Raw genomic sequence first — 13,207 nt, forward strand, 5'->3', positions numbered from 1 at the left:
TTCGCCCCACTATGATCCGCTTTTTCACAAAGGACCAGTACAAAAATACCGTACTGGCACTATGGGCCCTCCTGGCGATCGTTCAGGCTTGTTTTACCGAGCTGATGGACGATGAGGCGTACTATTGGGTGTATTCCCGGCACCTCGACTGGGGCTATTTCGACCATCCGCCCATGATCGCCCTGCTGATCAAGGCGGGATACGCGCTTTTCCATAACGAACTGGGCGTTCGGCTGGGCATGGTGGTCCTGAATGTGGGCACGCTCATCCTGACCGACAAGCTCATTTCCGAAAAGAACAACACCGTTTTCTACCTCATTTTGGCGGGAATGGGCGCCATGCAGCTTGGCGGGATTTTGGCGGTTCCGGATATTCCGCTGATATTTTTCGCCGCTTTATATTTCTATCTCTATCGCAACTTCCTCACCGCGCAAAACTGGAAAAACACGCTGCTACTGGGTTTGGGAATGGCGCTCATGTTTTACAGCAAATACCACGGCGTACTGCTGGTATTTTTTACCGTGATCTCCAATCCGCACCTGCTGAAGCTGCCACGGTTCTGGGCGGCGGTTTTGGTGACGACCGCCATCTTCTTCCCGCACCTTTACTGGCAATACACCCACGATTTCCCGTCTGTTCAATACCATCTTTTCGAAAGGAACGCCAAGGCTTACCATTACAGTTATACGCTCGATTACCTCGCGGGGCAGCTCCTGCTGTTCGGACCGCTGGTGGGATGGCTGCTGCTGTATTACGCTTTCCGCGTGCCGGTGAAAGACAGTTTTGAGCGGGCGATGAAGTTCTCGCTGATCGGGGTGCTGGCGTTTTTCGCGCTGAGCACGATCAAAGGGCGCGTGGAAGCCAACTGGACGGTGATGGTATTTGCGCCGTTGTTAGTGTTGGCCCACCAGGGGATCGTTCGGCAGGGGTATTCGGTGAAGGTGTTGAAGGCGCTCTGGATCCCGTCGCTGGTATTGGTGGCGGTGGTACGGGTGTATATGATGTGGGATTTTCTGCCGGGCGTGCGCATCCGCCCGGAAATCCACCACAACCGCGAATGGACGGCCGTAGTGAAGGAACAGGCGGCCGGCCGGCCGGTGGTGTTCCTCAACAGTTACCAGCAGCCATCGAAATACATGTTCTACCAGGGAGAATTTGCCTACAGTCTCAATACCATCCGCAGCCGCCGCAGCCAGTACAATTTCTGGCCGATGGAGGAAAAATTGTGGGGAAAGGAAATCTGGCTGGCGTCCTCCGACCAAAATTATTTCCCGGAGACGGAAGGCAGAAAAACGGCGCAGGGCACGTTTTACGGTAAACCGCAGGCAGATTTCTATGCTTACAGCCTCCTTCAACTAATCCCCGCACGAAAAGAATTTCATCAGTCGGTCGATGAAAAATACCGGTTTGCGGTGAAAAACCATTACGGGGTCCAGGTGCCGGTCATCGGGAATGGCCCCGCGTTACGTTACCTCATCCTGGATATAGCCGGTGGACCGCCGGAGGTTTTTGAGACGGGGATGTATCTGCGGGATTTGATGGGTAAAGATTCGGTCGATATCCATATTCCGAAAACGGGGATGATGAAAAACCGGATCAAGTTGGGACTTGACGTAGTGCCGGGCCTTGATCCAACCCACAACAGTCCTGTCTTCAAAATAGTAGATTTCTAAACTAAAAACGCCCGGTTCGATCATTGAACCGGGCGTTTTTCTATTTATGGCGATTTTACACTATTTGAACGCGTTCCATCCCTGGGCGGTGATTTCGTGCCTGTTTCCACCGCGGGTTATGATATGCGCGCCTTCTTCCGGCCCGGTGATGTACCCGATCACCGCAATTTCCTCATTTAGTACGATTTTATCATAATCTTCCTGTTTCATGGTGAAAAGCAGCTCATAATCCTCGCCGCCGCTGAGTGCGCAGGCAGTAGGATCGAGGCCGAATTGCATGGCCATCTGGCGGGCTTCGTCATGAACGGGGAGCTTGTCTTCGTAGAGGACGCAGCCCACTTCGCTTTGCTTGCAGATGTGGAGGATTTCGGAGCTGAGGCCATCGCTCACGTCCATCATGGAAGTGGGGATGATTTCCTTTTCGGCCAGGAATTCGATAATGTCTTTCCGGGCTTCGGGTTTCAGCTGCCGGCCGATGATATATGTTTGATTTTCAAGGTCTGGCTGGATTTTGGGGTTTTCCAGGAAGATCTTTTTCTCGCGTTCCAGCAGGGTGAGCCCGAGGTACGCGGCGCCGAGGTCGCCCGAAACGCAAAGGAGGTCGCCTTTCTGTGCGGTGGAGCGTTTCACGAACTGGCCGGGCGTCACTTCACCGATGGCGGTTACGCTGATAATGAACCCTTTCTGGGAAGAAGTGGTGTCTCCGCCGATGAGGTCCACATTGTAGCGTTCGCAGGCTGCATACACGCCTTCGTAGAATTCGTCGAGCGCTTCGAGGGAAAAACGGTTGGAAAACGCGATGCTCATCGTGATCTGGGTAGGCACGGCGTTCATGGCGTATATATCGGAAAGGTTGACAATCACTGACTTATAGCCCAAGTGTTTCAGCGGGGTGTACATCAAGTCGAAGTGGATCCCTTCCACGAGCATATCGGTCGAAACGACGGTTTGTTTGCCGAAATGGTCGATCACGGCGCCATCGTCGCCCACGCCGAGCACGGTGCCGGCGTTCTGGATTTCGAAGTTGCGCGTGAGGCGGTCGATGAGGCCAAACTCTCCGAGGTCGTTTATTTCAGTTCTTTCTTCCATGATTTATTGAATATTGTTGATCGCTTCCAGCATGCCGTCGTGAATGAGGCCGTTGGTGGCGAGGATGTGCGGTTGGTAAGGGGAATAAGCATTCCCTTTGAAGTCGGTCACTTTTCCGCCGGCTTCCTGGACGATGAGGAATCCTGCTGCGGAGTCCCAGGCGTTGAGGTGGTGTTCCCAGAAGCCGTCGAACCGTCCGGCCGCAACCCAGCAGAGGTCGATGGCGGCGGAGCCGAGCCGGCGAACGGGGAGGCCTTGCTGCACGAAAGACTGGAGGGTGGCGAGGGGATTATGGGTAGAATTTTCGAATTTGTAGGGAAAGCCGGTGACGAGGCAGGCGTTGGCGAGGTGGGGCTTGGCCGAAACGGAGATTTTCCGGTCGTTCAAGGTGGCCCCAAACCCTTTCTGGGCGAAGAAAAACTCGTTCATAATGGGGTTGTACACGGCGCCGAGGATCATTTCACCGTCTTGTTCCACGCCGATGCTCACGCAGCAGAGGGGGATGCCGTGGGCGAAATTCACGGTGCCGTCTATGGGATCGATGATCCATTTGACGGAAGACGCGGTTTCGAGGGCTCCGGCTTCTTCGCTGAGGATGAAATGGTCGGGATAATCGGCCCGGATAACGTCTATGATGGCGGCTTCGGCTTTTTTATCGGCTTCGGTCACCAGGTCGTTGACCGTACTTTTATGGGAAATCGTGAAAGTACCGTTAAAATATTCCTGCAGAACTTTTGCCCCGGCTTCTGTAGCTTTGAGTAACGTTGTTTTCAACATGGCGCAAATGTACGAAGCTTCGCCAACTTCCCCCTTTATTACCACGAATTAACTATTTTTGCTTTTTAAACTAAGAATCCGCGATTAATGGCCATTATTGGTAACCTGATATCCAGATCCCTACGAATAAGGAAACAGTTCACATTCAAGCTGGGGACGCCTCGCCAATACCAGATGCAGGTATTGCGCAGGTTGATGGAAAAAGCGAAGCATACGCAGTTCGGCGAACACTATCAATTTGAGGACATTTTACATGCCCCCAATTGGGTAGCCCGTTTCCGGCAGAGCGTTCCCGTGCATAACTATAACAAGATGCACGCGGAGTGGTGGCATAAGTGCCTGGAAGGGGAGGCGAACGTGAGCTGGCCGGAGAAGATCAAGTACTTCGCGCTCAGCTCGGGAACGTCGGAATCCGCCAGCAAGCATATCCCCGTTACGCGAGACATGTTGCGTACCGTGAAAAAGGTGGGTGTGAAGCAGTTGTATTCCATGGCTAACTTCAATGTGCCGCCGAAGTCGTTCACCAAAGGCATCCTCATGCTGGGGGGCACCACTTCCCTCTTCGAAAAGGGGGATTACTATGAGGGCGACATGAGCGGCATCCAGGCCAAGAACATCCCCAAATGGTTCCGCCGGTTTTACAAGCCGGGCAGCCAGATTTCCCGCAAGCCGAACTGGGAGCAGCGTATCAAACTGATCGTGCGCAAGGCGCCGCAGTGGGATGTGGGCACCGTGTGCGGCGTACCCGCCTGGGTACAGATCGTGCTGGAGGAAATCATCAAGTACCACAACGTCAAGCACATCCACGAAATCTGGCCCAACCTGGCCATTTATATTCACGGCGGCGTAAGCTTCGAGCCTTACCGCGAGAGTTTCCAGCGTCTGCTGGGCAAGCCCATCACCTTTATCGAGACCTACATGGCTTCGGAAGGGTCTTTCGGCTTCCAGGCGCGCCCGGGCGTGAAAGGCATCAAACTGGTGCTGAACACGGGGATTTTCTATGAATTCATCCCCTTCAACGAAGAAAATTTCGACGCGGACGGCGAAGTGAAGCCGAATCCCAAATCATACATGATCCACGAAGTGGTGGAAGACCAGGAATATGCCGTGATGCTGTCTACCTGCTCCGGTGCCTGGCGCTACCTGATCGGCGACGTGGTGAAGTTCACCTCGGTGAAAGAGCATGAGATCGTGATCGTGGGCCGTACCAAGCAATTTCTGAGCCTGGCGGGCGAGCACATGAGCATCGATAACATGAACAAGGCGATCGATACCGTGCAGCGGAAGCTGGGGATCACGATCCGTGAGTTTACGGTGGCGGGTTTCCAGTACGAGAACCTGTTCGCGCACAGGTGGTACATCGGGACCGATGCTGCCAATGTGGACGCGGCCAAGGTCAGGGAGATCATCGACCAGACGCTGAGCGATGTGAACGATGATTATGCGGTGGAGCGAACGTCGGCGCTGAAGGAGATCTTCGTGGAGATCATGCCGAACCAGGTTTTCCTCGATTACCTGCGTTGCAAGGGTAAGGAAGGGGCCATGAACAAGTTTCCGCGTGTATTGAAGGGCGAAAAGCTCAAAGACTGGGAACAATTCCTCATCACCAAAGCAGGCGTGAAAGCCTAAGTGTTTTATCGGGAATGACTGCCGCCATTATCGCAGGATTGGGATTGGGCGTGTTTTTATCGGTTTCTGTGGGACCGGTGATTTTCGCCATTATCAAGTATAGCATCAGCAACGGCTGGCGTGCGGGGATTAGTTTTGCCCTGGGCGTTTCCGTGAGTGATATCATGTTTGTGCTGCTGGGGAACCTGGCATCGTCGTTCGTCGGCAGTCTTGGTTCTCATACCCGGTTGATCGGGATTTCGGGTGGCATTCTGCTGATTGGAATGGGCGTTTACGGCCTGTTATTCAAAAAAGTGCGTATTGCCACGGGGGACGAGCGTCCGGAAATGTTCCGGACGCGCGACTATGCGAAGATCTGGCTGGGCGGGTTCCTGATGAATACCCTTAACCCGGGGGTGATTATTTTCTGGCTGGGCGTTTGCGTGGCGAATGCGCCGTTGGATGTGAGTTATCGCATCACGATGTATTCGGTGTGCCTGCTGTTCGTATTGTCTGCCGATATCCTCAAGGTTTTCGTTTCCGATAAGATCCGTCACAAGCTGACTTTGACCAACGTGCTTTGGCTGAACCGGGTAGCGGGTGTTTGTATGATCATCTTCGGGTTGGCCCTGTTGTACCAGGTGCTCCTGGGCGGAGGGGATTTTACGCATTGAGTTATTTTACCAACATGTGCATCCCTTCGCCGTCCGACCCATTCACGCATAAGTGCTAAATTAATCACAGGAAGGATTTAAATCCGAATTAGTGCTTGATGTAGTAATGTACATCCAGCAAAGAACAGTCCCTATTCGACGAATCTTCGAGACAATCGTAATTATCTGATTTGCGGTTTGGGTATCGGATGTTTGGCAAGAAAAGCCCTGGCTTCCCCCAATTTCATGTTAAAGAATGCCCTATTCTTAAGGCCCCGAAAATAACGCTTTGGCATAATTCGGTAACGGAAATTCAGTTTCTTATTGTATAGCCATTTCCCCATGGGGCGCCTGAGTGTTTTAATAATCCTGCTGCATTTATTCATGGTAATTTCATTTTTTTCGTTAGTGAAAACGACGAGTAGTTATTGTTTGGTTGAAATGTTTCCCATTCATTTTCGTGGAAACCTTCCAATAGAAAATCTTTGTTTATTTCATGGAGGTACGACAATAGCCGCATCTGATATAGCCTGGTCCTTGCTTGCGTACTTCCCCGAACAAAAATCCGCGACATTGGATAACGTAGCATAAACGCCTGAACGGTATTAGCCACCGTGCTCAACACTTTTTCCCGGTCAAGATTGTTGCTTCTGTTTTTGTCATTGATAGATTCTCGCTCATCCATCCAGTCTCCAAAGGCAAGGTTGAAACAATTTCTACCGATAGTCTGAAACGAAATATGTTTCTCTATTTTCCCTTTGGGCCCCTCACTCACAAAAGTGTGCGTTAACAAATCATCAGATGAAATCACCGGATAAGAATCCAGATTCATAAATCAGGTTTAAACAATGGCAATCGAATTAACGATTCAAATCTCGTTGATGGGGATCAATACACCTAAAATTGCATCTCGGGTTTTCGGAGATGGAAATCGGTTTTGAGCAGTTGAAATAAGCGGAGAGTTAATGTGGGATCGAGTTTGATGTAGACCGGAAATCCTGATATAAAAAAAGGCCGCAATGTATGCGGCCTTCGTATGTTGTCGGGTTCGTTGCTTATGCGATCGTCCAGGTCTCGTTGCCGGCCAGGAGCTTGTCCAGGCTGCCGGGACCACGTTTCGCCTTCGCTTCTTCCAGCTGGGCGCCCATGATCTCTTCGTAGGTAGGACGGAAAATCTGGTAGAACACGCCGAACGGACGGGGCAGGTGCCCTTCGATCCGCGCGTCGTCGAACATGCGGGTGAGGATCTGCGCCTTGCCGAAATCCTGCTCGTCGTGGATCCACAGGTCGGAAGCACTGAACTGACCATCGTTCAGGTCCACCACCACCGGCTTATGCCCGTCCAACCGGATACCCAGGTTCTTCTGCGCGCCAAACACCAGCGGCTGGCCCTGTTCCACGAAGATCGTGTTGTCGGCCTTGCTCGATTTTTCGGTGAATACCTCGAACGCGCCATCGTTGAAGATGTTGCAGTTCTGGTAAATTTCCAGGAACGATGCCCCCTTGTGCGCATGGCTACGCTTCAGCATCTCCTGGAGGTGCTTGGGATCGCGGTCCATGCTGCGCGCTACGAACGTCGCATCCGCGCCCATGGCCAGCGCCATCGGGTTGAACGGATGGTCGATACTGCCGTAGGGCGTGCTCTTCGTCACCTTATTGGTTTCCGAAGTCGGGGAATATTGTCCTTTCGTCAAACCATAAATCTGGTTGTTGAACAACATGATATTCACGTCGAAATTACGGCGCAGCAAGTGGATGGTATGGTTGCCGCCGATGGAAAGCCCGTCGCCGTCGCCCGTTACGATCCAGACGCTCAGCTCGGGGCGCGTAGCCTTCAACCCGGAAGCGATGGCCGTGGCGCGCCCGTGGATCGAGTGCATGCCGTACGTGTTCATGTAATAAGGAAAACGCGAAGAACATCCGATACCGGATACGATCACGATGTTTTCACGGGGAATGCCAAGTCCGGGCATGATGGTTTGCACCTGTTTCAATATGGAGTAGTCTCCGCAACCCGGGCACCAGCGGACTTCCTGGTCGGTTGCAAAATCTTTGGCCGTTAAAGGCTGCGGAGAAGCGGTAGCTGTTGACATTGATGTATATATATAAAGTTAGAAATGTAAAGTTACGGATTGATCAGTTCTTCCCAATATTCGGCTGCCCGGCGGGTGTGGGGGATCACGATGGTACCGCCCACGATATTGGCCACCGCGAAAACTTCATACAGTTCGGGCGTGGTAACTCCCTGCTCATGACACTTTCCGAGATGATATTTGATGCAATCGTCGCAACGCAGCACCATGGAGGCCACCAGCCCCAGCAATTCCTTCGTTTTTACGGACAGCGCCCCTTCGGCGTATGTATTCGTATCGAGGTTGAACAGCCGGTTGAGCACCAGGTTCTGTTTTCCCAGGATCACTTCGTTCATTTTGCTCCGGTAAGCGTCGAACTCTTCTACCAGTTGGCCCATAAGATTGTATTTATCAACGGATAACGTTAAAGGTACGAAATATCCCCTTGTCAGCCGTCTGACAAAGATAAACATTAATCTACTAAGATGGTAGGGTATTGGAAACTTTAAAAATACTCACTTGTGGGTATTTGCTGCCAGCAGTCAAATGGGCACCTTTGCACTATGGCGCCGGTTCAGTCCGGGCCTGGTTTTCGGCCCCAATTTCCCGGTTTCACCGTTAACGAAGACATGAGATATTAACCGCCTTACGGCGAGGATGCATACGTGTTAACATCACCTTGCTACCCGCGCTAAAGATTCGTTCTGGATATGGAAATACCTTCACCGGTATTACATGGCTCCCTCTGCGGGAGCCATTTCTGTTCCATCCCGGCCTTATTGGGCTTTGGCGTAGCCCTCCGCCACAAATTCCTTGATCCCCGCCACGATCTTTCCGGCCATTTCCTGCCTGAACCCCGGGTCCAGCACCCGCATTTCATCTTCGGGATTGCTCAGGAACAGCGTTTCCACCAGGACATTTGGGTATTCAGTAGGCCCGTTCAACGCGAAGTTGAAACTTCCCACGTTCCCGAATTCCTTTAAACCCAGCTCCAGCAGCCGTTTATAGATATGCTGGCTCAGCGGCCGGAACCCGATATGCTTGTAGTAGGTGCTCGTGCCCTGGATCCGGATGGGGTCAGACGATGAATTGAGATGAATACTCACGAGGAGGTCGGGGTCTTTGTCGCGGTAAGAAACCACGCGGTAGCCGTTGTCGACATAAGAATCATTGACGCGGGTCATGATGACGCGGGCCCCTTCGCGCTGGAGCGCCTGCTGCAGGGCCACGGCCACGGCCAGCGCCATTTCCTTTTCGTAGACGCCCGTGGGCCCCTGCGCACCGAGATTCCTGCCGCCATGACCGGCATCCACGGCGATGGTCAGATCGCCCAGGCCTGGTTTCGCGGGCGGACGTTTCACCTTTACCGTCAAAATGCTGCCGTTATAGTAGACCTGGTGCCCCCAGTGCTGGGCGTGTTTCAGTTCGATGATAACCCGGAGCATATCGTCTTCCGGCTGTTCATAATAAACGTTCTTGATTTCCTTCGTATTCTCCAGCTGCGTGATCCAGTTGGTGTTGGACGTAGCCCCGAAAATATCGATCACGATGCGGGAAGGATCGGTTTGCTGGATGGTGCGGTACGGCAGTTTGGTGCTCAGGGCAACCGACACGTAATCGAATTTCTCATCGCCCCAAACCCGCCATGAGCCGGTGAGCGACGATGGCGGAAACGTTCCCTGCGGCTGCAGTTTCACGAATTCCTGCGGGATCCAGGCGCTGAGGGTTTTGGACAACTGAACGCGGTAATCGCCGTCGGCCTTTCCGGTGATATTGAGCACCACGCCGGTATCCAGGCTGCCCATGCGCGCGCCGCCGAGACGGTCGGCGCCGAGGCCGTATTTGAGAATGGGATCGTCGCCGGTCGTTTTACCGATGAGCGGTTGCGCCTGCGGATCGCGGAGCGTGAAGATGTTCGGGGTAGACCGGCGTACCTGTTGCCCTTCATATTCGAGCGTAACGGGCAACTGTCGGCCCTGGATGAGGGGATCGGCGCATTGCACGGTATACGTTCCCTGGTAAATGCCCCGCATTTGCTGGGAGCCGCCAACAGGTAATTCCCGCAGCGTGAGCGCGTCGCCGACTTTTACGGTGCCGCCCGTGATGGCTTTCACGCGGATCTGGATGATATCGCCCGGGGCCACGGTGAGGTTGCCTTCGGGGAAAGTTTGAATGGACGCTATGTTGACGGTGGTAACCGGTTGCGGCGCCTGGGGCATGTTGTAGGTAAACCAGACGGAACGCGAGGAGCTGTCGCCCGAGGGACCTTTCGATTTCACCACGAATTCGTTGCCGCCTTCCGTCAGTGTCACTTCTATGGCGAAAGCGCCGGTGGGATATACTTTCTGCGGCGCATCGTTCACGAACACCTGGCACGATTTGCAGGTGGAGCCCACGAGAAACTGCCGTGCGGTGGATACGCTGTTGTTCAGTTTGCCTGGTTGGGTAAGGCGCAAAAAACTTTTCTCCTGGGCCAGAGATGGGGTGGCGATGCAGGCCGCCATCAACAGGCTCCCGATTTTCCATTTCGACATAGCGCGCTGGTTATTGTCCAAAAAAACAAGGAACAGGTATTGTGCCTGTTCCTTGTAAAGTTATCTATTTCAAGTGTTAATGACCTGCCGCTCTTCAAAAAGTGTATCTGCCGTCACTAATAAGTTTGTCGGCTATACGGCGGCGGGCGTCCTTGGTATTGAACGGTGCGGTTTTGGTGAAGCGTTTGAGGCCGAGGAGCATCATCCGTTGTTCATCACCTTCGGCGAAGCCATTGATGGCGTCCCTGCCGGATTTATGCACACGGTCTGCCGCGTCTGTGATATAGGTTTTAACCATATCCGTTTGCAGTGCAACGGCGGCTTCGCCTTTTTGTTCGGTGAGTTTGATGAGGCGGAGCAGCGCGCTTTCGCAGGCGAATGTTTCGATGGCCATGTCTGCGATGTTCATGAGGATTTCCTGTTCGGATTCCAGTTTCATCATGAGTTTCTGTGCGGCGGCGCCGGCGGCGAGAAGGATGGCTTTTTTCAGGTTGGCGATCACTTTCTTTTCCGCGGCGAACGCGCTCTCATCGTCGTTCCCGAAATCGGGGATGCTCATGAGTTCCTTCTGCACGTTCATGGCGGGTGTCATGAGGTCGATCTTGCCTTTCATGGCGCGTTTGAGCGTCATGTCGAGCGTGAGGAGGCGGTTGATCTCGTTGGTGCCTTCGAAAATGCGGTTGATGCGCGAATCGCGGTAGGCTTTGGAGATGACGTATTCGTCGCTGAAGCCGTTCCCGCCGTGGATCTGTACGCCTTCGTCCACCACGAAATCGAGCACTTCGGAGCCGAGTACCTTCAGGATGGCGCATTCGACGGCATATTCTTCCGCGGCGCCGAGGAGGGCTTCGCTGAAGGTTTTGCCGGCGGCGAGCAATTCATGTTCCTGCTGGTTGATGAGGTCTGCCGTGCGGTACAGCGCCGAATCGCAGGCCCAGATGCGGATGGCCATTTCGGCGAGTTTATGTTTGATGGCGCCGAAGTTGGCGATGGGTTGTTTGAATTGTTCGCGGGTTTTGGCGTACTGGATGGCGATGTTGATGCTGCCTTTGGCGCCTCCCTGGGTGGCGGCGCAGAGTTTAAGGCGGCCGATGTTGAGGATATTGAAGGCGATGAGGTGGCCTTTGCCGATTTGCCCCAGCACGTTTTCAGCGGGGATTTTGGCGTCCTGGAAATAAATCTGCCGAGTGGAGGAGCCTTTGATGCCCATTTTATGTTCTTCCGGCCCGAGCGTGAAGCCAGGAGTGCCTTTTTCCACGATGAAGGCGGTGAACTGCTCGCCGTCGACTTTCGCGAAAACGGTGAATACATCGGCGAACCCGGAGTTGGTGATCCAGATTTTCTGGCCGTTCAGGATATAATGCTTCCCGTCGTCCGTCAGTTTTGCGGTGGTTTTGGCGCTCAGCGCGTCCGAACCGGAGTTAGGCTCGGTGAGGGCGTATGCGCCTTTCATTTCGCCGGTGGCGAGCTTGGGGATGTATTTCTGTTTTTGTGCTTCGGTGCCGAAGTAAAGGATGGGCAGCGAGCCGATCCCGGTGTGGGCGGCCATGGCTACGGAGAAGGAGTGCCCTGCGCCGAGGGCTTCGTTGATAAGGGTTGCGGTAATGAAATCCTTGCCGAGGCCTCCCAGTTCTTCCGGGAACGCCGCTCCCAGCAAGCCCTGCTCGCCGGCCTTGTCCAGCAGCGAAGGCATAAGGCCTTCCTCCAGCTTGTCCAGCCTGTCCAGCACCGGCGTAACCTCCCTGGCAATGAAGGTTTCGGCCATTTCCTTGATCATCAGCTGCTCTTCCGAAAAATCTTCAGGGATGAAAACGTCTGCGGGGGATGCGTCTTTCACCAAAAACTCCGCCCCTTTCAGGGCTGCTTTGCTATTTACCGCGGTATCCATTTTGCATGATTTTTTAGTCTACTCGTAATTTACCGAGTTTATGGCAATTGACAAATTATGATTACGTAGCATAATGTTATAAATTCGCAATCCCGGAAAACGCCCCATGGAGTTCAATCTTACATATCTCGACAGTACTTTCACCGGTATAAAAACCGGCGACGGGCCGGATCTGCTGATCTGTTTCCACGGATTCGGGGAGAGCGCCTCGCACTTTCGTTGTATGGAAGCGGGTTTGGGCAATATCTTCACTATCGTTGCGTTAGATATGCCCTTTCACGGGAATACGGTCTGGAAAGAAGGCCGGCCTATGGAAAAACGGGACCTTGTGGCATTGACGGAAAAAATATTGGAACGCACCGGCAAACAAACCTTCTCCCTCCTGGGTTATAGTATGGGCGGAAGATTGGCCCTTTGTATCGTAGAGCGATTGGCGGACCGGATCAGGCACCTGATATTGGCGGCGCCCGACGGGTTGAAGAACAACCCATGGCATATGTTTGCCACCAGGACCATATTGGGAAACCGGATCTTTTCGTACAATACCCGCAATCCCGCGCTATTCTTCCGGCTGCTGAAACTCTGGCGGCGATTCGGCCTTTTGAACGAAAGCGTCTACAAATTTGCCCTCCACCGGATGGACCGGCTTGATAAGCGGCAGCTGGTCTATAATGTATGGACAATCATGCGGCGGATGCTGCCCCGCAAGCAAATGTGCAAGCGCCTCATGGCGCAATACGGGATAGACACCCTGCTGGTTTTCGGCAGGTACGATCGCGTTATCCCCCCCGTCATCGGCGAATGGTTCGACGACGGCTCTTTTCCGTGCAAGCTGCTGGTCATCGATAAAGGACATCAGCTCATCACGGAATCTTTGGGTTTTATCATCAGAAATAACATTTCGACAAAGTAG

11 protein-coding genes are annotated in these 13,207 nt (G+C 53.3%); 4 read left to right on the forward strand and 7 right to left on the reverse strand.

Features of this window, described 5'->3' with window-relative positions:
* Window positions 1-11: 11 nt before the first annotated feature.
* Window positions 12-1,673 carry an ArnT family glycosyltransferase gene (locus ACQKLP_RS02335; protein WP_427319682.1) on the forward strand — a complete coding sequence of 554 codons (1,662 nt, stop codon included), beginning with the start codon at window positions 12-14 and terminating at the stop codon, window positions 1,671-1,673.
* A 60-nt stretch (window positions 1,674-1,733) separates the two neighbouring features.
* Here the strand turns inward: ACQKLP_RS02335 and thiL are convergent, their stop codons facing one another.
* Window positions 1,734-2,762: a thiamine-phosphate kinase gene (gene thiL, locus ACQKLP_RS02340; RefSeq protein WP_126245765.1), complete on the reverse strand. Its 1,029-nt coding sequence runs from the start codon at window positions 2,760-2,762 to the stop codon at window positions 1,734-1,736.
* A gap of 3 nt (window positions 2,763-2,765) precedes the next feature.
* On the reverse strand, window positions 2,766-3,539 hold the full coding sequence (locus tag ACQKLP_RS02345) for an inositol monophosphatase family protein (protein ID WP_341842452.1): 774 nt from the start codon (window positions 3,537-3,539) through the stop codon (window positions 2,766-2,768).
* Between the two features lie 87 nt (window positions 3,540-3,626).
* Here ACQKLP_RS02345 and ACQKLP_RS02350 point away from each other — a divergent pair, with 87 nt between their 5' ends.
* Together ACQKLP_RS02350 and ACQKLP_RS02355 are read left to right on the forward strand one after the other, a co-directional pair.
* Window positions 3,627-5,168, forward strand: a complete 1,542-nt coding sequence (locus ACQKLP_RS02350; RefSeq protein WP_427319685.1) for a GH3 family domain-containing protein — start codon at window positions 3,627-3,629, stop codon at window positions 5,166-5,168.
* Between the two features lie 14 nt (window positions 5,169-5,182).
* Window positions 5,183-5,821 (forward strand): LysE family translocator, encoded by a 639-nt coding sequence (locus tag ACQKLP_RS02355; protein WP_427319687.1) that lies wholly within the window; start codon window positions 5,183-5,185, stop codon window positions 5,819-5,821.
* A 361-nt stretch (window positions 5,822-6,182) separates the two neighbouring features.
* Here the strand turns inward: ACQKLP_RS02355 and ACQKLP_RS02360 are convergent, their stop codons facing one another.
* The 5 genes from ACQKLP_RS02360 to ACQKLP_RS02380 form a co-directional block, all read right to left on the reverse strand.
* A complete protein-coding gene (locus ACQKLP_RS02360) occupies window positions 6,183-6,632 on the reverse strand; it encodes a DUF6934 family protein (protein WP_427319689.1) in 450 nt (149 codons plus the stop codon).
* Between the two features lie 223 nt (window positions 6,633-6,855).
* Complete coding sequence (locus tag ACQKLP_RS02365; RefSeq protein ID WP_427319691.1) at window positions 6,856-7,893, reverse strand: 2-oxoacid:ferredoxin oxidoreductase subunit beta; 1,038 nt, start codon at window positions 7,891-7,893, stop codon at window positions 6,856-6,858.
* A 32-nt stretch (window positions 7,894-7,925) separates the two neighbouring features.
* On the reverse strand, window positions 7,926-8,270 hold the full coding sequence (locus tag ACQKLP_RS02370) for a carboxymuconolactone decarboxylase family protein (protein WP_427319693.1): 345 nt from the start codon (window positions 8,268-8,270) through the stop codon (window positions 7,926-7,928).
* Between the two features lie 378 nt (window positions 8,271-8,648).
* The gene (locus ACQKLP_RS02375) at window positions 8,649-10,406 is read right to left on the reverse strand and encodes an N-acetylmuramoyl-L-alanine amidase (RefSeq protein ID WP_427319695.1); all 1,758 of its coding nucleotides are present in this window, start codon (window positions 10,404-10,406) and stop codon (window positions 8,649-8,651) included.
* 94 nt (window positions 10,407-10,500) lie between these two features.
* Entirely contained in the window at window positions 10,501-12,294 is a 1,794-nt protein-coding gene (locus ACQKLP_RS02380; RefSeq protein WP_427319697.1) for an acyl-CoA dehydrogenase family protein, read from the reverse strand.
* A 106-nt stretch (window positions 12,295-12,400) separates the two neighbouring features.
* On the opposite strand from ACQKLP_RS02380, the gene ACQKLP_RS02385 reads away from it, so the two are divergent.
* Window positions 12,401-13,207, forward strand: coding sequence for an alpha/beta fold hydrolase (locus ACQKLP_RS02385; RefSeq protein ID WP_427319699.1), 807 nt, complete (start codon window positions 12,401-12,403; stop codon window positions 13,205-13,207).

Origin of the sequence: Chitinophaga sp. NPDC101104, assembly GCF_050277495.1 — a bacterium.
GTDB lineage: Bacteria > Bacteroidota > Bacteroidia > Chitinophagales > Chitinophagaceae > Chitinophaga.